This is a genomic window from Micromonospora sp. NPDC003816 (genome assembly GCF_042874705.1).
Taxonomy (GTDB): Bacteria; Actinomycetota; Actinomycetes; order Mycobacteriales; family Micromonosporaceae; genus Micromonospora.
On sequence record NZ_JBIANP010000002.1, the window covers coordinates 982020 to 1001693 of the forward strand.

The following is a 19674-nucleotide window of genomic DNA, read 5'->3' on the forward strand; positions in this document are numbered from 1 at the left end:
GGCCACGCCGGTCGGTTGGCTCGGCACCTGCCCGCGCGAGCGGCGGCGTAGTGTCGGGTCATGGCCACGCCACAGACCCCCTACGACGCGGTGCTGCACGCCGCTCGCGACGTGACCAAGCTCGATACGGCGCTGGACGCGGAGATGCTCGGCGCGGCGCTGCTGGGCAGCGTCTACGAGGTGGCCGAGACCGACCGGGAGACGGCGATACGCGAGTTCGTGGGCGGGTTCCTCGCCGCCACCTCGCGACGACGGACCGCCGCGGCGACCACCGTCCGCGCGGTCTTCGCCGCCCTGGTCCCGGACGCCACCGGCGCCGACCGGGTACGCCCCGGCGCCACCGCACCGGCCTGGTCCGGCCAGCTCGGCAAGGTGCACCTCACCGGCACCTGGGCGTACGGCGACGTGTACGGCGACCAGACCTCCTACCTGGCCACCTTCGCCTACGACGACGCCACCGGCGGCCCGGAGCACGCGCTGGTGGCCCTGGTCGACCACAACATCGGCATCACCAAGGACGTCTTCGTCGGCGGGCCGGCCGCGCGGATCCTCGACCAGGTCCGGCAGCTCTGCGCCGACGACGAGCTGACCTGGTTCCGGGAGGAGGACCCGACCCGGATGCGTGCCGAGGTGGGCCGGCACCTGGCGGTGACCGACGGTCTGGGGCAGTTGCCCGGCGCGGGCTCGCTGGCCACCGACCGTGCCCTGGTCGGTGCCCGACTGGCGGTGCTACCGGCCACCCCGTCGGCACCGGATCGGGGCGACGGCGAGCCGCTGTCGGAGGCCGAGCGGTCCGACCTGATCCGGCGTTTCCTGGCCTCGCCGGAGGCGGCGCAGGCCGGGTTGGACACCATCGACGGCGGGGATCTCGCCTCCCTGCACTTCTGCCTGGGCCTGCTGCTCGACCACGCGGCCACCTTCCCGGACGCCGACCCGCTGCGGTGGAGCCCCACCGTGGCCGGGCTGTTCCTGCTCGACTGGGTGCACCGGCGGGCCGTGTTGGACATGGACGACGCGGCGATGCTGCCCCGGGTGTTGCGCGCCTTCACCGCGTACGCGGCCCGCAAGCGGGGACTGCCGCAGTCGGGGGCGAGCGCGACGGACACCGCGATCGAGGAGATGGTGCCGGAGTTCGTCCGGCTCTATGCCACCGGTGAGCGGCGCAGCCCGGCGACCGCCGCCGTCGCCCAGTTGATGGCCGACGGCGTCGACCCGGACGACCCGGCCGCCCTGGACGCCTGGATCGAGGCGAACCGGCACCGTCTCGCCGACGACGGCTGACCGCCTCACGGCTCGACCAGGGTGAGTCGGCGGGGTGCGACGTCGACGGTGAGGCGCTGCCCCCAGTCGAGCGTGAGCCGGTCGGCCTCCAGCCCGTCGGCGAAGACCACCAGACCGTCGGACTCGGCGGTCAACTCCAGCCGGTCGCCGTCGTCGAGGCGGCCGGCGGTGAGACTCACCCCGGTCACCGGGGACGGCCACGCCTCCCGGACGAACCAGCACAGGGCCGCCTCCTCCGGCGCGGGTGGGCGCGGCGCCCCCGGACGGTCCCGCGCGATGGACGCACACCAGCCGGTCGCGCCCGTACCGCTGCCCACCACCACGCCGGAGGAGGAGTGCCGTTCCCGGCGCTCCCGCCCCTCCACGGGCACCGAGAGCAGGTAGCGGGCGGACTGGTGGGAGGCGTGGCCGACGTACACCTCGTTGAGGCCGAGAAGCTCCTGGCCGTCGTCGAGCGCGGCGCGGACCATCGCCCGGGAACGGGTCGCCGCGCGCTGCGCCGCCACCGCCGGCAGCAGCGCGGCCAGCCCGTCCGCCCGGTGCCGGACCAGCACCCCGGCGTTGCGGCCCGGCTCCGGGTCGACGCCGATGACCGGCTGCCCGGTCAGGTACTTCGCCACGTTCGCGACCAGGCCGTCCGGCCCGACGGCGACGACGACGTCCTCCGGCGCGAAGAGGAAGCGCGGCAGGTCGTCGCGGTCCACCGCGCCGCGTCGCCAGTCGGCCGGCACGGCGGCACCGACCGTGGTCAGCGCCGCCGCCAGTGCCTCGTGCCGGTCGATCACCTCGGTCAGCGACCGTCCCCGGGCGGCCAGGTACCACTCGGCGGCGGCCCGGGTGCCGTGCCGGGCCAGCAACTCGTCCAGCTCACTGCGCCGGCTGACCACCACCACCCGGGGGGCCAGCCCCGGCCCGGCCCAACCGTCGGGCCCCCGACCCGCGCTCATCGGCCCGGTGCCAGCCGGCCGAGCAGGTCGGTCAGCATGTCCGGAGTGACGGTGAGCTGACCGATCTGCGGCAACTGACCGGCGAGTTCCCGGACGGTCAGGGCCCGCAGCACGTCCGGCGGCAGCTCCGCGTACGCGGCCAGCCGGGCCGCCTCCGCCTCGGCCTCGGCGTGCCCGACGGCGCGTACGCCCTCGGCCTTGGCGGCGGCCAGCAGCCGGTCCTTCTCGGCCTCGGCGGCGGCGAGCACCCGGGCCCGGTCGGCGGCAGCGGCGTCGGCCACCTTGTCCCGGTCGGCCCGGCCCTGGGCGGCGGCCAGCTCGGCGGCGGCCTCCAGCTCGGCCCGGCGGTGGGTGTTCGCGCCGTGCTGCTCGACGAGCTGCTGCTCGCGCCGGGCCAGCTCGATCTTGTTCTGGAGTTCGTTCTCGGCGATCGCGCGTTCCTGCTCGACGGCCTGTGCCCGGCGGGCGTACGTGGCCCGGTCGGCCTGGACCTGCACCGCCTCCCGGGTGGGGGTCTGTAGGGCGCGTTCCAGCTCCGGCTCGGGCCGGATCGCCACCACCCGGGCACTGACCACGGCCACCCCGATGTCGGCCAGCCGTGCCTCGGTGGCCAGCGCGTCGGAGACCGCCTCGCGGACCGGTGCGACGGTGGTCAGCGCCTCGGCCAGCGGCACCCGGGCGAGCAGGTCGAGGGCGGGTTGCTGGGCCAGCTCGGCGAGCAGGGTGGCCACCTGGTCCAGCGGGCGGGCCCGCGCCCTGCCGGTGCGCGGGTCGACCGAGAAGTCGAGCCGACCGGCGGCCAGCGCCGGGTCGGCGACCCGGTAGGTGACGGTGGCCTGCACGGTGATGTCGGCGAAGTCGCCGGTGCGGGCGTGGAAGAGCAGCGGCAGCTCGCGGTCGTCCACCGGCACCTCGCTGAGCACGGCGCGCAGCGGGCGGTACCAGAAGGACTGGCCCACTCCCTCCCGGCGGACCCGACCGCCCACGTGCAGACGCACCCAGCTGGTCGGGGTGCCGCGCAGGTGGCGCAGGAACAGTCGCCTCGTCACGTCGGCCATGACTCTCGCCTCCCTTTGTCGTCTACACGACGATAAAGGGTCTGCTACTTTGTCGTCAAGGTGGTGATAAAGAGATGGCCGAGTACCCGCCCTTCGCGGTGACCGCAGACCTGGTCGTGCTGACCGTGCGCGCGGAGCAGCTCTGCGTCCTGCTGGTCCGACGCGGCATCGAGCCGTACCTGCACAGGTGGGCGCTGCCCGGCGGGTTCGTCGGGATCGACGAGGACCTGGCCGCCGCCGCCACCCGGGAACTGGCCGAGGAGACCGGCCTGGCCGAGCCGGCCGGACACCTGGAGCAGCTCGGCACGTACGGCCGTCCCGGCCGGGACCCGCGCGGCCGGGTCGTCACTGTGGCCTGGCTGGCGCTCCTGCCCGACCAGGCCACCCCGGTGGCCGGCACGGACGCCGCCTCGGCCGACTGGTTGCCGCTGGCGCGCCTCTCCCCCGGTCAGCTCGCCTTCGACCACGAGCGGATCCTGGCCGACGGGCTGGAACGGGCTCGGGCCAAGCTGGAGTACACCCCGCTGGCCGCCGCGTTCTGCCCACCCGAGTTCACGGTGGCGCAGCTCCGGGCGGTCTACGAGACGGTCTGGGGGACATCCCTCGACCCGCGCAACTTCCACCGCAAGGTGACCAGCACACCGGGCTTCCTGGTCCCGGTCGGCCGCTCCACCGAGGGCGAACGCGGCCGACCGGCCCAACTGTTCCGGCGCGGCCCGGCCGCGATGCTGCACCCGCCGATGCTGCGACCCGACCCACCCCGCACCAGCAGGGGCTGACGCCTCCGGTCCTCAGCGCCCGGACGCGGGCCCGGCGGTCTCCGGCGTACACCCGTGCGCCTCAGACGTGCGACGCCCCCGCAGCCGGATCCGGGCACGCGACCGGGCACTGTCGTTGCCGCCGGAGGGCGGCAGCACCGGTCCGGGCAGCAGGCGGGACGGCGGGGCCGTCGGATCGGCCGGGTCCTCCGAGGTGGGACCGGCCGACGGCGGGTCACCCGAGGTGGTCGGGCCGCCCGAGGGCGGGTCACCCGACTCCGTCGGGCCGCCCGAGGCCGTCGGATCGGTCGAGGCGGTCGGGTCGGTGGACTCCGACGGGTCCGGCGTGGTGCCCGGGTCGGTGGAGATGCTCGGATCGGCCGAGGTCGTCGGGGAGGACGGCGCGTCGGTCGGCGACGGCGAGGGCGACGGCGAGGGCGAGGGCGAGGCGGTCGGCGGCGACGGGCTCGGCGAGGGGGTGGGCCTCGGCGTACGGCTCGGTACCGGGATCGGTGCGGGCACCGGGGCCGGCGTGGTGGCGGGCGGTCGGGGCGCCGGGATCGGAACCGGCGGCGCGGGACGGTGGCCCGGCGGTGGCGCGAACGGGAGGGCGGCCGGCATCGGGAGCCGCTCCGGCCCGGGATCGCCCGGCGGGGCGGCCGGGCCGACCGACGGCAGCGCGGGCACCCCGGTCGTCGGGGTGCCGCCGGGCGGCGGCGGGATCACCACCGGGCCGACCGAGGGCGTCGGGATGAACGGCGGCGTGCTGCTGCCCGGCAGTGCGGTGCTGCCGACCGTCGCCGAGCCGGTGCTGATCGCGGCCAGCACCGGCATCGAGGCCGTCCCGGCGAGCAGCGCCACGGTCAGTAGGTAACCCCGCGTCGGCGTTGCGGCTCGCGCGGCACGGTGGGCGCCCACCACCCGGCGGTAGCCGCCGGGTGCCCGGTGCCGGCCGAGGATCGGCCCCCCGGGCCCCTCACCTGGTTCGGACACCACGCACTCCTCGTCGTCGACCCCTGGCCGGGGCCGTCGACGCGGCCCCGGCGGACCGCCTGAGCTGCTTCGGAGGCCCGCGCGACCAGCGTGGTTCAGTGACTCTGCGTCAGCCAACCCCACACCGCGTGTCGACACGCTTATCTGCCCGAATGGTGGCAAACCATCACCGGATCGGTCGCGCGTCGTTCGACCCGGCACTCCGGTATTTCAGGTAACGAAGCGGACCCGTCCTGAGACGCGGGGCAGGTGGAGTGTGGGACGACTCACCTCTGATGCGAATATGGAGCCACGACGGCAGCGCAGCCGGGACCTCCGCGCACCCACGCGGTAGGCGCGACTGGGCGTCGGCGCTCCCGAACCGGGTTCGGTCAAGAATCCGGCTCACGCCGCGCGGCAACCCCCACCGGGGCTGAGCGTGGCCGCCAGGAACCGATCCCGGCACCAGCCGGGGCCGGCGCACGAGTCGCGCGGCCGGGTGACCCCCCGGTGCCGACGCAGACACGACAGGGAGAGACGGATGGCAAAGGGCGACCCCGGGGCCGGCCCCCGCGGCCGGCGAGCCGCACCCCGATCCAGGAAAGCCGCGACCGGCGACCCGGAACTCGTACAACTGCTCACCCCCGAGGGTGCGCGCGTCGACAGTGTGACCGGCCCGGACGGCGTCGAGTACCGCGTCGACTTCACCGACGAGGAGTACCGCGGCCTCTATCGCGACCTCGTGCTGGTGCGGAAGCTGGACGCCGAGGCGACGGCCCTGCAACGTCAGGGCGAGTTGGGCATCTGGGCGAGCCTGCTCGGCCAGGAGGCGGCCCAGGTCGGCTCCGGTCGGGCGCTGCGCACCCAGGACATGGCGTTCCCGACCTACCGCGAGCACGGCGTGCTCTATTGCCGGGGCATCGACCCGATCATGCCGCTGAGCCTGTTCCGGGGAGTCGACCAGGGCGGCTGGGACCCGAACGAGTTCAAGTTCAACATGTACACGATCGTCATCGGGGCGCAGACCCTGCACGCGACCGGGTACGCCATGGGCGTCGCGATGGACGGCAAGACCGGCACCGACGACGGCGAGGCGGTCATCGCGTACTTCGGTGACGGCGCCACCAGCCAGGGCGACGTCAACGAGTCGTTCGTCTGGGCCGGCGTGTTCAACGCCCCGCTGGTGTTCTTCTGCCAGAACAACCAGTACGCCATCTCCGAGCCGCTGGAACGGCAGACCCGCATCCCCCTGTACCGGCGCGCCGCCGGCTTCGGCTTCCCCGGCATCCGGGTGGACGGCAACGACGTGCTGGCCACGTACGCGGTGACCCGGCACGCGCTGGACAACGCCCGGCACGGGCAGGGCCCGAGCCTGATCGAGGCGTACACCTACCGGATGGGGGCGCACACCACCTCCGACGACCCGACCCGCTACCGGATCGCCAGCGAGGTCGAGGCCTGGCAGGCCAAGGACCCGATCGCCCGGGTGAAGGCGTTCCTGGAGCGCGAGCAGATCGCCGACGCCGGCTTCTTCACCGAGGTCGACGAGCAGGCCCGTCGCGAGGCCGTGGATCTGCGGGAGCGGGTGCTGGCCATGCCGGACCCGGAGCCCACCACGCTCTTCGAGCACGTCTACCCCAACGGTTCGCCGCTGCTGGACGAGCAGCGTGCGGAGTTCAGCCGGTACCTGGAGTCGTTCGAGGGGAGCGCGCACTGATGGCCACGGAGACGCTCACCCTCGGCAAGGCCCTCAACACCGGTCTGCGCCGCGCCCTGGAGAACGACCCGAAGGTCGTCATCATGGGCGAGGACGTCGGCAAGCTCGGCGGCGTCTTCCGGATCACCGACGGGTTGCAGAAGGACTTCGGCGACCAGCGGGTCATCGACACCCCGCTGGCCGAGTCGGGCATCATCGGCACCGCGGTCGGCCTGGCCATCCGCGGCTACCGCCCGGTCTGCGAGATCCAGTTCGACGGCTTCGTCTACCCGGCGTACGACCAGATCGTGTCGCAGGTGGCGAAGATGCACTACCGCTCGCGCGGCAAGCTGAACATCCCGATGGTGATCCGGATCCCGTTCGGCGGCGGCATCGGCGCGGTGGAGCACCACTCGGAGTCGCCCGAGGCGTACTTCGCGCACACCGCCGGGCTGAAGGTCGTCTCCTGCGCCAACCCGCAGGACGCGTACGTGATGATCCAGCAGGCCGTCGCCTCGGACGACCCGATCGTGTTCCTGGAGCCGAAGCGGCGTTACTGGGAGAAGGGGCAGGTCGACCTGGACGCCCCGCTGTCCGAGGCGTACCCGCTGCACTCGGCACGGGTGGTCCGGTCCGGCAGCCACGTCACCCTGCTCGCGTACGGCCCGATGGTGCGGACCTGCCTGGACGCGGCGACCGCCGCCGCCGAGGACGGCCGTGAGCTGGAGGTCATCGACCTGCGCACGCTCTCCCCGCTGGACCTCGGCGTGGTGTACGAGTCGGTGCGGCGCACCGGTCGCGCGGTGGTGGTGCACGAGGCACCGTCCAACGTGGGCCTCGGCGCGGAGATCGCGGCCCGGATCACCGAGGAGTGCTTCTACTCACTGGAGTCCCCGGTGCTGCGGGTGGCCGGCTTCGACACCCCCTACCCGGCGGCCCGGGTGGAGGAGGACTACCTTCCCGACCTCGACCGGGTGCTCGACGCCGTCGACCGCTCCTTCGGCTGGTGAGCGACATGTCCCGGATCAAGGAGTTCAACCTGCCCGACCTGGGCGAGGGCCTGACCGAGGGCGAGATCCTCGGCTGGCTGGTCAAGGTGGGCGACACCATCGAGCTGAACCAGCCGATCGTCGAGGTGGAGACCGCCAAGGCGGCGGTGGAGATCCCGGCGAAGTGGGCCGGTCAGGTGCACGCGATCTTCCACCCGGAGGGCACCACGGTCGAGGTCGGTGCGCCGATCATCGCGATCGACACCGACCCGGGCGCCGGGCCGATCGCGTCGACGACCGGCGCGCCCGCCGACGACCTGCCCACCCCCTCGGCGGCCTCGCTGGCCGCCGTCGAGGTGGCACCCGCCGAGGGCGCGGTGGAACCGGGCCTGATCGGCGGCCCGGCACCGGGCGGCCGGACCGCCGTCCTGGTCGGATACGGCCCACGGACCACCACGGCCAAACGCCGTCCCCGCAAGGGCGTCGTCCCGGCGCAGGCCACCGCCGCCCCGGTCGCACCGGCACCGGTCACGCCCGTGGCGGCTCCGGTGGCGCCGGCCCCGACGGTGAACGGCAACGGTCGGCTCGCGGGTGCGGTGCTGGCCAAACCGCCGGTGCGCAAACTCGCCAAGGACCTCGGCGTGGACCTCGCCACCCTGACCGGGTCCGGGCCGTCGGGTTCGATCACCCGCGAGGACGTGCAGCGGGCGGCGGCACCGGCCGCGGCGGAGCCGCTCACGGTCAGCGCCCCGGGCACGGCGGCGGCGAGCTTCGGCGCCGACCGCGAGCAGCGCATCCCGGTCAAGGGGGTACGCAAGCTCACCGCCGAGAACATGTCCCGGTCCGCGTTCACCGCACCGCACGTCACGGAGTTCCTGACCGTGGACGTGACCCGGGCGATGAAGGCGCTGGACCGGCTGCGCGGGCGGCGGGAGTGGCGGGACGTACGCGTCTCGCCGTTGCTGCTGGTCGCCAAGGCGGTGCTGCTGGCGGTCAAGCGGCACCCGATGGTCAACTCGACGTGGGCCGGTGACGAGATCGTCGTCAAGGAGTACGTCAACCTCGGTATCGCGGCGGCCACCGAGCGGGGCCTGATCGTGCCGAACGTCAAGGACGCCGGTCGACTCACGCTGCGCGAGCTGGCCGACGCGTTGACCGACCTGGTGCAGACCGCCAAGGCCGGGAAGACCTCGCCGGCCGACATGTCCGGCGGCACCCTGACCATCACCAACGTCGGGGTGTTCGGGGTGGACACCGGTACGCCGATCCTGCCGCCGGGTGAGTCGGCGATCCTGGCCTTCGGTGCGGTCCGGGAGATGCCCTGGGTGCACAAGGGCAAGGTCAAGCCGCGTCTGGTCACCACGCTCGGCCTCTCCTTCGACCACCGCATCATCGACGGTGAGCTGGGCTCGAAGTTCCTGCGCGACATCGGCGACTTCCTCGCCGACCCGGAGGCGGCACTGCTCGCCTGGACCTGATCGGCTCCACGACGGCCGGTGTGCCACGGGCGAACGCCCGGCACACCGGCCGTCGCCGTTGGTTGACGAAACCCTCTTCACAGAAGGCAGTCGACCTATGATTCGTAGGCTGGTGGCTCAGCTCACCTTCTAATCGCTGGAATTTACGCCCTGCGTGCGGTTGAATAGAGGCATCGAGGGGCCGACAACCGAATAGCAGGAGGAGAACCCCCATGAGCATGATCGAGCGAATCCGTAGCCGCCGCGACGCCAGCCGCCGCGCCCGTGCCATCGAGCGGGCCCTGCGTTCGGCCAACTCGCCCGCGGTCCGTGACGAGATCCTCGTCATCGCCCAGCGTCACATGCACTGACGCCACACGACGTTAACCACCTCCTCCAGATCGACGACCCGCCCGGGTGACCCGGGCGGGTCGTCGGCGTTCGACCGGCCATTGACACCGGGATACCGCCCCGCCGCAGCGCCCGGTACGGTGGGGCACGGTCGTCGTCCACGGCCGAGAGAGGTCGAGGCGATAGAAGCACCTCGACACCGATCGACAACGGACGGTGACGACGAACGCTCCCCGGGAGCCCATCGGCGGCCACCGGGATACGGTGCGGGGAGCCGGCACGGCCGGCACGCCGGCACCGCCGGCTGCCCTGCCGAGACCATCGGCGACGGCGGCCGACATGTGATGGAGGAGGGGCACACATGACGTCCGAGGGCCCGCACCGCCCCGGCCAGGAGCCGGACGAGGCGCCGCCGGGCGGCGGACCGGCGCCATACGGCGACCGATCGGCTCAGCCGGACGGCGGGTACGGCGCAACCGCCCCCGACCTCGGCTGGGCACCCCCACCGCCCGCGCGACCCGACGCACCCGCGCCTTCCTGGGCGAACCAGCAGGGCACCCAGTGGGGCAGCGCGCAGGCGACCCGACAGGCGGACTCCCCGCCCCCCGGCAACTGGGACCAGGCTCAGCAGCAGTGGCCGGGCCAGGCCGAGCAGGCCCCACCGGCCTGGGCGACGCCCGCCGCGCAGTCCACTCCGGACCAGCCCGCCTGGGCCACCGGCGGACAGCCGAACCCGGCCTGGGGCGCCCCCACCACATCGGACGCCCCCCAACAGCCGGAGTGGACGCCCCAGCAGCCCGCGCCCCACCAGCCCACGTCCGGGCAGCCCGACTGGGCCACCGCGCAACCGACCTCCGGCCAGCCGACCTCCGGCCCGGCCAACGGCTGGGGTGCCGGTCAGCAGCCGGAGTGGGCCACCACGCCACGAGGCGACGACCACACTCCGGGCTGGGCCGCCACGGCGACCCCGCCCGAGCCGGCCCAGCCCGACTGGGCGCCGGCCGACCCGCCGGCACCGGTCCGCGCCGAGCCGCCGGCCCGGGCCACCGCGCAGGTGCCGACGCCCAACCTGGCACCGCACCAGCCCGGCGTCGACGAGCCGGGCCGACCCGGCGCGTGGCAGCCCGAGCAGCAGGAGCAACCCGCCTGGGCCACCGGCCAGCAGCGCGAACCCGCCGCCGGCTGGCCCGGCGACCAGCAGGCCGAGAGCTGGCACCCGGGCGGTGACCGGCCGGCGCAGCCCGACTGGGCCACCCCGCACCCGGAGGCACCAGCCGACTGGGCGGGCACCCGGGCGGCAGCCGAGGAGCGGCCGCAGTGGTCGACGCCGCCTCAGGAGCAGTCCGCCCCGGCGTGGGCCCCGTCCGAGCCCGCCACCGGATCGGCCCGCCCCACCGACGCCGGTCCGCCCCCGACCTGGGCACCCGGTGGAGAACCGCTGCCCTCGCGTACCGCCGCCGACCGACCCGGGCTGACCGACGTGCAGCCGTGGGCGCCCGGCGAGGCGTGGGGCAACAGCGGCGCGGCGGAGGCCGGCTCCGACCGGGCCGACGTCGAGCCCGCGACAGGTCGGGCCGGAGACGCTCCGATCTACCAGCCCGCGCCGGCCCCGGGCATCTCCCCGAACAACATGCTGCCGTTGCCGCCGCAGGAGCAGCGCGTGCCCGGTGCCAGCCTGGCCGCCGGGCCGCCCGCCGACTACGGCCAGCCGGCGGCGTACGGCGTCGACCAGTCCGGACCCACCAGCCACCCCGGGGACCAGCAGGGCGGCGGCGTGGCCTGGGGTAAGCCCGAGCCGCGGTACGACGACCCGCAGGCCTCGGCCGCGCCGGTCATACCCGCGCCCCGCACCTCCCCCGAGGCCGACTGGTCCGCCCCGCCGACGGCCGCCGCCGGTGGGGTCTCCGCGAGCGCGTCGGTGCCGCTGGCCAGCCGGGTGACGCCGCCCGCCGACCACCCGCCGCACCCCGCCGGGCCGCCCGCCCCGCAGTCGCGGGTGTACGGCCGCCCCGCCCGCTCCGAGTCCGGCGAGTCGACCCCGGAACGGGACGAGCCGCCGGCACCCCGGTTCGACCAGAACCCGGAGCCGCACTTCGCCGACCACGAGCCGCCGGCCGGCGGGCCGGGCTCCTACTCCGGATCGGCTGCTCCCGGCTCCCCGGCGGCGCCGCCGGCCTTCCCGGCGGGGATGCCCTCCTTCGCCGACTCTCCGCCGACCAACCGTCCGGTCAACGGCACCAAGCCGCACCCGGAGCCGGAGCGTCCCGCCGACCCGTTCGGCGGCCCGCCCGGTGGCGACCGCTTCGGCGGCCACCCCGGTGGCGACCCGTTCGGTGGACCGGGTGCCGCTCCGTCCTTCGGTGGCGCACCCGGTGACCGCTTCGGTGGTCAGGGCAACGACCCCTTCGGCGGTCCGCCCGGCGGCGACCGTTTCGGGGCTCCGGGCGGCGAGCCCTTCGGCGGCCCGTCCGAGCGTTCGGGCGGCACCTACGGTGCCAAGCGCCCCGAGCCGGGCGCCGACCACACCGCGGCGTTCCCGCCGCCGGGACAGTCGCCGCCGCCGTGGGGCGCGAACGCCGGCACCGGCTCCGGTCCGTCCGACCCGGACCAGAGCCGCTTCGACTCCTTCAAGCCGGTGGCCGAACCGGCTCCGGAGACTCCGGTGCCGAAGGTCCGCAACGGTCGGGTCCTCGCCGCAGTACTGGTCGCCGCCGTGCTCATCCTGGCCATCCCGCTCGGTCTGCTGCTGCTCCTCGGCAAGATCGGCGGATCGAACGAGGCAGGGGCCTTCGACCCGGCGGTCGGCACCTGCGTCAAGCGGTCCGGCAACAGCGCCGTCGAGGCACAGTGCGGCGACACCGAGGCGTTCACGGTGGTGTCCAAGGTCGAGACGAAGGACAGCTGCCCCGACCCGACCATGCCGCTGGTGGAGCTTCGCGGCGTCTCCTCGAACCCGTTCCTCTGCCTGAAGCCGGCGACCGGGAGCTGACCACGTCACACCGAGGGCGGGGCACGGTCACCGTGTCCCGCCCTCGGTGTTCGTGTGCGCGGACGACACCGAGGTCCAGCCGGTAGGGCACGATGGGGTGCATGAGTGCACGCGTACGGGCACCCGAGCTGCGGGGCCGGGCCTGGCTGAACACCGGCGGCAAGGACCTGGGGCTGGCGGATCTGCGGGGTCGCATCGCCGTCCTGGACTTCTGGACCTTCTGCTGCATCAACTGCCTGCACGTGCTGGACGAGCTGCGTCCACTCGAGGAGAAGTACGCCGACGTCCTCGTCGTGATCGGCGTGCACTCGCCCAAGTTCGAGCACGAGAAGGACCCCGACGCCCTCGCCGCCGCCGTCGAGCGGTACGGCGTGCACCACCCGGTGCTCGACGACCCCGAGCTGGACATGTGGCAGCAGTACGCGGCCCGCGCCTGGCCGACCCTCGCCGTGGTCGACCCGGAGGGGTACGTGGTGGCCACCATGGCCGGCGAGGGTCACGCCGAGGGGCTGGCCCGGCTGATCGACGACCTGATCGCCACCCACGAGGCCAAGGGCACTCTGCGCCGGGGCGACGGCCCGTACGTGCCGCCGGCCGAACCACGGACGACGCTGCGCTTCCCCGGCAAGGCGGTGGCCATGCCCGGCGGTGGCCTGCTCGTGTCGGACTCGGCCCGGCACCGGGTGGTCGAGCTGGCCGACGACGGCGAGACCGTGACCCGCACCATCGGCACCGGGAGCCGGGGTCGGGGCGACGGACCGGCCGAGGCCGCCACCTTCTCCGAGCCGCAGGGCCTGAGCCTGCTGCCCGAGCACGTCGCCGAGGTCGCCGGTTACGACCTGGTGGTCGCCGACACCGTCAACCACCTGCTGCGCGGCGTACGGCTCGCCACCGGCGAGGTGGTCACCGTGGCCGGCACGGGTCGGCAGTGGCGTTCCACGGTCGACGACCACGCGCACGACGCGCTCTCCATCGACCTCTCCTCCCCCTGGGACCTCGCCTGGTACGACGACCGGATCGTCATCGCCATGGCCGGCATCCACCAGCTCTGGTGGTTCGACCCGATCAAGCGCACCGTCGGCATGTACGCCGGCACCACCGTGGAGGCACTGCGGGACGGCCCGTTGGCCGAGGCGTGGCTGGCGCAGCCGTCCGGGCTCTCGGTCTCCGCCGACGGCACCCGCCTCTGGGTGGCCGACAGCGAGACCAGTGCCGTCCGGTACGTCGAGAACGGCATCCTGGGTACCGCCGTGGGTCAGGGGTTGTTCGACTTCGGTCACGTGGACGGCCCGGCGGCGCAGGCCCTGCTCCAGCACCCGCTCGGCGTCTGCGCGCTACCCGACGGGTCGGTGCTGGTCGCGGACACCTACAACGGTGCGGTACGCCGCTACGACCCCGCGACCGACCAGGTCTCCACGGTGGCCACCGAACTCGGCGAGCCGAGCGACCTGGTGCTCACTCCCGACGGTGCGGTGCTGGTGGTGGAGTCGTCCGCGCACCGGATCACCCGGTTGGCCCCGGGTGCGCTCTCGGCGGCCGGGGCGGACACCGTCGACGGCCCCCGGCACCGCACCGAACGCAAGCCGACCGACCTGGCCGCCGGGGAGGTCGTGCTGGACGTCGTCTTCACTCCGGCGCCAGGGCAGAAGCTGGACGAGACGTACGGTCCATCGACCCGGCTGGTGGTCTCCGCGTCACCGCCGGAGCTGCTGGTGGAGGGGGCGGGCACCGGCACCGAGCTGTCCCGCCGTCTGGTGATCGACGGCGCGGTGACCGACGGCGTGCTCCAGGTGACCGCCCAGGCGGCGACCTGCGACGCGGACGTGGAGCACGCGGCCTGCCACCTGACCAGGCAGGACTGGGGAGTTCCGGTGCGGGTGGTCGCCGACGGCCCCACCCGCCTGCCGCTGGTGCTGCGCGGCATGGACGCCGGCTGACTGCGGTGAAAGGAAGGGCCCCTTGTTAACGCCTGCGGTATAGCAGGGGACCCCTGCTAACAAACCTCTCAGCCGAACGCGGTCGGCGTCACTCCGGCATCGATGAGTGCGGCGCGGACGAGTTCCGCGGCGGCCACCGCGCCGGGACTGTCGCCGTGCAGGCAGATCGACTCGACGACACACGGGATCGCGCTCCCGTCCACGGCCGTCACCGCCCGCTCGGTGGCCATCCGCACCGCCCGGTTCGCCACCTCCTGCGGGTCGGTGACCAGGGCGTCGGGCGAGGTACGCGGCACCAGTCGACCGTTGGGCAGATAGTTACGGTCCGCGAACCCCTCGGCCACCACGCGCATCCCGGCGCCCTGGGCAAGTTGGGCCAGCACCGAGCCGGGCGGGCAGAGCAGCGGCAGGTCGCGGTCGAAGTCGTCGACCGCCGCGACGATCGCCGCCGCCGGCATCTCCTCGCACGCCGCCGCGTGATAGAGCGCCCCGTGCGGCTTCAGGTAGCGGACCCGGGTGCGGTACGCCCGGCAGAACGCCTGGAGCGCGCCGAGCTGGTAGAGCACCTCGTCGCGCAACTCGGCGAACTCGTACGCGATCGCCCGCCGGCCGAAACCGGCGAGGTCCCGGTAGCCGACCTGCGCACCGATCGCCACGCCACGCTGCGCCGCCGTGGCGCAGACCCGGCGCATCGTGGGCGCGTCCCCGGCGTGGAAGCCGCAGGCGACGTTGGCGGAGGTGATCAGATTGAGCAGAGCCTCGTCGTCGCCGAGGGGCCAGATACCGAATCCCTCACCGAGGTCAGCGTTCAGGTCCATGAAACCTGACCGTAGTGCCTGGACGGGCCTGCGCGAGTGGGGTCACGTCGTCCACCACCGCGATGACCGGATAGCCACCGGTGGTGGGATGGTCGGCGAGGAAGACCAACGGTTGGCCGTCCGCCGGCACCTGCACCGCGCCGAGGACGATGCCCTCGCTCGGCAGTTCCCCGGCCACCGCGCGGGGCAGCGGCGCACCGGACAGCCGCGCACCGACCCGGTTGCTCAACGGACTCACCTGGTACGCCGTGCCGAGCAGCCGGTCCAGCGCGACCGGGGTGAACCAGTCCTGCCGTGGGCCGAGTCGCACCGTCAGGTGCAGCTCCGCCGGGAACGGCGGTGGCACGGTGAAGTCGACCGACGCGGGTGGATCCGGCACGACACCGAGCGGCAGCAGATCGCCGTCGCGCAGCGGTGCCGGTCCGAGCCCGGCGAGCGTGTCCGTGGCGCGACTGCCCAGCACCGGGTCGACCACGATGCCCCCGGCCACCGCCAGCCAGCACCGCAGACCCCGTCGGGCGGGACCTGTCCGGAGCACCGTTCCGCCCGGTACGGCCAGCGGGCGTCCGGTGTCGCCGGGCCGCGTACCGATCCAGACGTCCGCCTCGGCACCCACCACCGCGACCGTGGTGGCCCGGTCCAGCCGCAGGTCGCAGCCGGTCAGCGTGATCTCCAGTCCGGCCGCCGACTCCGGATTGCCGACCAGCCGGTTGGCCAGCCGCAACGCCGCCGGGTCGAGCGCACCGGAACGCGGCACCCCAAGATGGGCCCAACCGATGCGCCCCTGGTCCTGCACCGTGGTCAACGCCCCGGCCCGCAGCACCTCGATCTCCCCTCGCGGCGACACCGCCGGTACACCGCCTGCGAGCGGCATCCCACCGGTCACGGCCGGCGTAAGCGGCGGTCCGCCGGTCATGCCGGCACCAGCCGGACGCGGGTACCGGGCGTCAACAGAGCGGGCGGATCGGCCGTCACGTCGAAGAGGGTCAGCCCGGTCCGTCCGACCAGCAGCCAACCGCCGGGCGAGGCGGTCGGATAGATTCCGGCGTACGGCCCGGCCAGCCCGACCGCACCAGCCGGAACGCGGGCACGGGGTGTGGCCAGCCGGGGCACCGCCAGTCCGGCGGGCAACCCGGTCAGATACCCGAATCCGGGCGCGAAGCCGCAGAACGCCACTCGGAACTCGGTCTCCCGCAGCCGACGTACCACCGCCGGCACGTCCACCCGCCAGAGTTCGGCGACCCGAGGCAGATCCTCCCCGTCGAAGCTGACCGGCACCTCGACCACCCCACCACCCCCGCCCCACCCCGCCGCATCCGCCGTCGCGGCCTCACGCTCCATCGCGGCCTCACCGCGTCGATCATCGAGTGGTGGTCGATAGCCTGTCCTGTTATGTGACTCTTTGTCCCCACCCCAACTCCATGATCGACGCGGTGCAGTGGGGGTGTCCGCGCCGGGCGCGAGGCCGGGCGCGGGCGCGAGGCCGGGCGCGGGCGCGAGGCCGGGCGCGGGCGCGGGTCGGAGAGTGGGGGTCCAGTCGGCTATGCGGATGGCGGTTGCCTCAAGGTCCGGCACGCCGTCGAGCAGAACGGTCGTGGCCGCCGGGACGATCTCGTCGGCGACCAGGTCACCTCTATCGCGGCGACGCCACAGCTCGGCTCGCCACGCCTCCACCAGGTCGACGACCGTCCCGCCGCCAGTCGGGAATTCGCCCGCCGCGGGTCCCTCCGCCGGGGAGCCACCGGTCGGGGAGCCACCGGTCGGGGAGCCACCGGTCGGGGAGCCACCGGTCGGGGAGCCACCGGTCGGGGAGCCACCGGTCGGGGAGCCACCGGAAGGAAGGCCGTCCGTCGGGGAGCCGTTGCCGACATCGCCGCTCGGGTCTGCGGCGCCGCCGGGTTCGGGGGGCGGTGGTGGGGTGAGGTCGAGCAAAAGGGCGTGCGCGCCGACCGGTCTGATCCGCATCCCGCCATCCTGACCGACGGTCGCCCACCGGCGCGTCGACTGCTGGTCGGACGGCGTGACGCGTTGCACTACCCGAAGGTAACCTACGCTGTCGTAACCTGATTCCGTGACCACCTCAGCACGTCCCCGGCTCAAGCCGGTCGACATCGGGAAACCCCGGATGCGCGGCTGGCTGCACACGTACGCGTTCTTCGTCGCACTGATCTGCGGCATCGTGCTCTGCTCGATCGCCGCCGCCCGCCCCGGCTGGACACCCCTGGTCAGTACCGGCGTCTACAGCCTCACCGTCTGCGGCCTCTTCGGCACCAGCGCGCTCTATCACCGTCGAGTGTGGTCGACACGCGGGTACCAGGTGATGCGCCGGATGGACCACTCGATGATCTTCTTGTTCATCGCCGGCACGTACACACCGTTCTGTGTTCTGCTGCTGGAGACCCGCGCCGCCGTGATCATGCTCTCGGTGGTCTGGGGCGGCGCCCTGGGCGGCGTGGCACTGAAGTTGATCTGGCCGCACGCGTCACGGTGGCTCTCCGCTCCGCTCTATCTGGCGCTCGGCTGGGTGTCCGTGGGAATGCTGCCGGACATCCTGCACCACGGCGGGGTCACCGCCCTGGTGCTGCTGGCCGTGGGCGGTGGCATCTACACCGTCGGCGCGGTCTTCTACGCGCTGCGTCGGCCGAACCCGTGGCCCGCCGTCTTCGGCCATCACGAGTTCTTCCACGCCTGCACGCTGGTCGCGGCGATCTGCCATCACATCGCGATCTATTTCGCGCTGTTCGCCTGAGCCGAGGCGGACGGCACGACAACGGGGTGGCGGATCGTTCCCGCCACCCCGTTGTGTCTCGTACGGGTCAGACCATCGGGTCGGGTCGGCGCACCTCGCGGTACTCCTGCACCACCCGGTTGTCCTGCACCGGAACGGCGCGCTCGGCGACCACGCGCTCCTCACGGACCGGAGCGACGACCGGACGACGCCGGGAGTTCCAGAAGTAGAGGGTGACGAGCAGGCCAGCCACACCGGCGAGCATCAGCACCCAGCCGACGACGCTCAGGTTGAGCCAGCCCAGATCCGCCTCCACGGCGAACGCGAAGATCGCGCCCAGCGCGATCAGGAAGATACTGCCACCGATGCCCATGTCGTCGTCTCCTCGGCTCGAAGCTGCATTCCACTTCGCCGCGGCCATGGATGAGGTTGCGGCATCGAGGGACTTACCCCGGCACGGAGATCGCCAATCGGGCAAGCTGGTGGCATGACGGACGCCTCGGGACAGCAACGCACGCTCGTGCTGCTACGGCACGCCAAGGCCGAACAGCCCACGGCGGACGGACCGGACATCGAGCGACCGTTGAGCGCACGGGGCCGTGCCGACGCGGCGGCTGCCGGGGCGTGGCTCGCCCGGCACGGGTTGCTGCCGGAGTTGGTGATCTGCTCCGCCGCACTGCGTACGCGGCAGACCTGGCACCACGTCGAGATGGGCATGACCGGCTCGCCGCCGGAGGGTGGACCCACCGGGCCGTTTCCGGTCGTCCGCTACGAGACGGACGCGTACGAGGCGCATCCGGAGGACCTGCTGACCCTGCTGCGCCGGGTCGAACCGTCCATCGGCACCGTCCTGCTGATCGCCCACAATCCCGGCATCTCGCTTTTGTCCGAGTCGCTCGATCCGCAGGGCGCCGCCCCGGACGGGCTGCGCACCAGCGACATGGTCCGGCACCGACCCACGGTGTCCTGGGCGGAACTGGGACGGGGTACGGCCCCGATCGACGTCCGGCACACCGCACGCGGCTGACCAGCCGGGGCGACACCGCACTAGTGAAGGCCGGATCACCCGACCACCGCGCCGCGCGCCGGGTCGTGTTCGCCGGTCGACAGCGCGGGTAACCCCGCGCCGGACGGGTAACCGTCGCTGACCAGTCCGAGTACGCCCAGAGCAACCGCACGGGGGAGTGCCGCGCACATGGGCATTGGTAGTGGAATCTTCCTGATCGCCATCGGCGCGATCCTGACGTTCGCCATCAGGGCCAACGTCTGGTGGATCGACCTGCGGGCGGTCGGCTGGGTCTTCATCCTGGCCGGGCTGACCGTCCTGCTCACCACGCTCTGGTTCTGGCAGGACCGCCGCAAGCGGGCCCGGACACTGATCGTGGAGGAGAACCGGCTCTCGCATCCGACCGCGATGATGCCGCCGCCTCCCGACCCGCCACCGCCGACCGCACCGCCGAACTGACCGGTGGGTGTGGGCGTGGGTGGTGCCCCTGCGCGGTGTCGGGCCGGGGGTGTTGCCGCCGCGCTGATCGGCTTCGGGACTCCCGAGGCGTTCGTCGTGAAGGTGGGTGGAGTTGGGGGGGGGGGGGGGGGGGCCCACCCCCCCCCCCCCCCCACACCCAAAACCCCCCCCCCCCCCCCACCCCCCGCCAACACAGCCGGGAAACACACCGGTCTGCACCCCCCCCCC

The 19674-nt window shown here is 73.7% G+C and carries 19 protein-coding genes; 12 read left to right on the forward strand and 7 right to left on the reverse strand.

What is annotated here, in order from left to right; translation table 11 throughout:
* The first annotated feature begins 60 nt into the window (after positions 1-60).
* A complete protein-coding gene (locus ACFYTT_RS10355; protein ID WP_131057778.1) occupies positions 61-1281 on the forward strand; it encodes a hypothetical protein in 1221 nt (406 codons plus the stop codon).
* A 5-nt stretch (positions 1282-1286) separates the two neighbouring features.
* On the opposite strand, the gene ACFYTT_RS10360 is transcribed toward ACFYTT_RS10355, so the two are convergent.
* Complete coding sequence (locus tag ACFYTT_RS10360; RefSeq protein WP_176092235.1) at positions 1287-2228, reverse strand: hypothetical protein; 942 nt, start codon at positions 2226-2228, stop codon at positions 1287-1289.
* Positions 2225-3286, reverse strand: a complete 1062-nt coding sequence (locus ACFYTT_RS10365) for an SPFH domain-containing protein (RefSeq protein ID WP_387258538.1) — start codon at positions 3284-3286, stop codon at positions 2225-2227. Before ACFYTT_RS10365 ends, ACFYTT_RS10360 begins: the two co-directional genes overlap by 4 nt.
* A 74-nt stretch (positions 3287-3360) precedes the next feature.
* On the opposite strand from ACFYTT_RS10365, the gene ACFYTT_RS10370 reads away from it, so the two are divergent.
* The 8 genes from ACFYTT_RS10370 (at position 3361) to ACFYTT_RS10405 (ending at position 14435) form a co-directional block, all read left to right on the forward strand.
* On the forward strand, positions 3361-4065 hold the full coding sequence (locus ACFYTT_RS10370) for an NUDIX domain-containing protein (protein WP_176092233.1): 705 nt from the start codon (positions 3361-3363) through the stop codon (positions 4063-4065).
* Between the two features lie 67 nt (positions 4066-4132).
* Complete coding sequence (locus tag ACFYTT_RS10375; RefSeq protein ID WP_387258540.1) at positions 4133-4918, forward strand: hypothetical protein; 786 nt, start codon at positions 4133-4135, stop codon at positions 4916-4918.
* Between the two features lie 639 nt (positions 4919-5557).
* Entirely contained in the window at positions 5558-6733 is a 1176-nt protein-coding gene (gene pdhA / locus ACFYTT_RS10380) for a pyruvate dehydrogenase (acetyl-transferring) E1 component subunit alpha (RefSeq protein ID WP_131054131.1), read from the forward strand.
* On the forward strand, positions 6733-7722 hold the full coding sequence (locus tag ACFYTT_RS10385) for an alpha-ketoacid dehydrogenase subunit beta (protein ID WP_131054130.1): 990 nt from the start codon (positions 6733-6735) through the stop codon (positions 7720-7722). Before pdhA ends, ACFYTT_RS10385 begins: the two co-directional genes overlap by 1 nt.
* 5 nt (positions 7723-7727) lie before the next feature.
* The gene (locus ACFYTT_RS10390; RefSeq protein WP_387258682.1) at positions 7728-9179 is read left to right on the forward strand and encodes a dihydrolipoamide acetyltransferase family protein; all 1452 of its coding nucleotides are present in this window, start codon (positions 7728-7730) and stop codon (positions 9177-9179) included.
* Positions 9180-9391: 212 nt separating this feature from the next.
* Positions 9392-9529, forward strand: coding sequence for a hypothetical protein (locus ACFYTT_RS10395; protein WP_162854370.1), 138 nt, complete (start codon positions 9392-9394; stop codon positions 9527-9529).
* Between the two features lie 341 nt (positions 9530-9870).
* Positions 9871-12498, forward strand: coding sequence for a hypothetical protein (locus ACFYTT_RS10400; RefSeq protein ID WP_387258543.1), 2628 nt, complete (start codon positions 9871-9873; stop codon positions 12496-12498).
* Between the two features lie 101 nt (positions 12499-12599).
* Positions 12600-14435 (forward strand): NHL domain-containing thioredoxin family protein, encoded by a 1836-nt coding sequence (locus ACFYTT_RS10405; protein ID WP_387258545.1) that lies wholly within the window; start codon positions 12600-12602, stop codon positions 14433-14435.
* Positions 14436-14503: 68 nt separating this feature from the next.
* On the opposite strand, the gene ACFYTT_RS10410 is transcribed toward ACFYTT_RS10405, so the two are convergent.
* From ACFYTT_RS10410 to ACFYTT_RS10420, 3 genes are read right to left on the reverse strand one after another with little or no spacing between them, the layout of a single operon-like run.
* The gene (locus tag ACFYTT_RS10410) at positions 14504-15253 is read right to left on the reverse strand and encodes a 5-oxoprolinase subunit PxpA (protein WP_357214509.1); all 750 of its coding nucleotides are present in this window, start codon (positions 15251-15253) and stop codon (positions 14504-14506) included.
* Entirely contained in the window at positions 15237-16169 is a 933-nt protein-coding gene (locus ACFYTT_RS10415) for a biotin-dependent carboxyltransferase family protein (RefSeq protein ID WP_387258547.1), read from the reverse strand. Before ACFYTT_RS10415 ends, ACFYTT_RS10410 begins: the two co-directional genes overlap by 17 nt.
* On the reverse strand, positions 16166-16930 hold the full coding sequence (locus ACFYTT_RS10420) for an allophanate hydrolase subunit 1 (protein ID WP_387258684.1): 765 nt from the start codon (positions 16928-16930) through the stop codon (positions 16166-16168). Before ACFYTT_RS10420 ends, ACFYTT_RS10415 begins: the two co-directional genes overlap by 4 nt.
* Before the next feature lie 394 nt (positions 16931-17324).
* Here ACFYTT_RS10420 and ACFYTT_RS10425 point away from each other — a divergent pair, with 394 nt between their 5' ends.
* On the forward strand, positions 17325-18002 hold the full coding sequence (locus tag ACFYTT_RS10425) for a hemolysin III family protein (protein ID WP_387258549.1): 678 nt from the start codon (positions 17325-17327) through the stop codon (positions 18000-18002).
* A 67-nt stretch (positions 18003-18069) separates the two neighbouring features.
* Here ACFYTT_RS10425 and ACFYTT_RS10430 read toward each other — a convergent pair whose 3' ends face one another.
* Entirely contained in the window at positions 18070-18354 is a 285-nt protein-coding gene (locus ACFYTT_RS10430; protein ID WP_131051719.1) for a DUF6458 family protein, read from the reverse strand.
* Between the two features lie 114 nt (positions 18355-18468).
* On the opposite strand from ACFYTT_RS10430, the gene ACFYTT_RS10435 reads away from it, so the two are divergent.
* Positions 18469-19008, forward strand: a complete 540-nt coding sequence (locus ACFYTT_RS10435; RefSeq protein WP_131051718.1) for a histidine phosphatase family protein — start codon at positions 18469-18471, stop codon at positions 19006-19008.
* A gap of 35 nt (positions 19009-19043) precedes the next feature.
* On the opposite strand, the gene ACFYTT_RS10440 is transcribed toward ACFYTT_RS10435, so the two are convergent.
* Positions 19044-19178, reverse strand: coding sequence for a hypothetical protein (locus ACFYTT_RS10440; RefSeq protein WP_357214504.1), 135 nt, complete (start codon positions 19176-19178; stop codon positions 19044-19046).
* On the opposite strand from ACFYTT_RS10440, the gene ACFYTT_RS10445 reads away from it, so the two are divergent.
* The gene (locus ACFYTT_RS10445; RefSeq protein ID WP_387258553.1) at positions 19177-19446 is read left to right on the forward strand and encodes a DUF6458 family protein; all 270 of its coding nucleotides are present in this window, start codon (positions 19177-19179) and stop codon (positions 19444-19446) included. The genes ACFYTT_RS10440 and ACFYTT_RS10445 overlap by 2 nt on opposite strands.
* Positions 19447-19674: the final 228 nt, after the last annotated feature.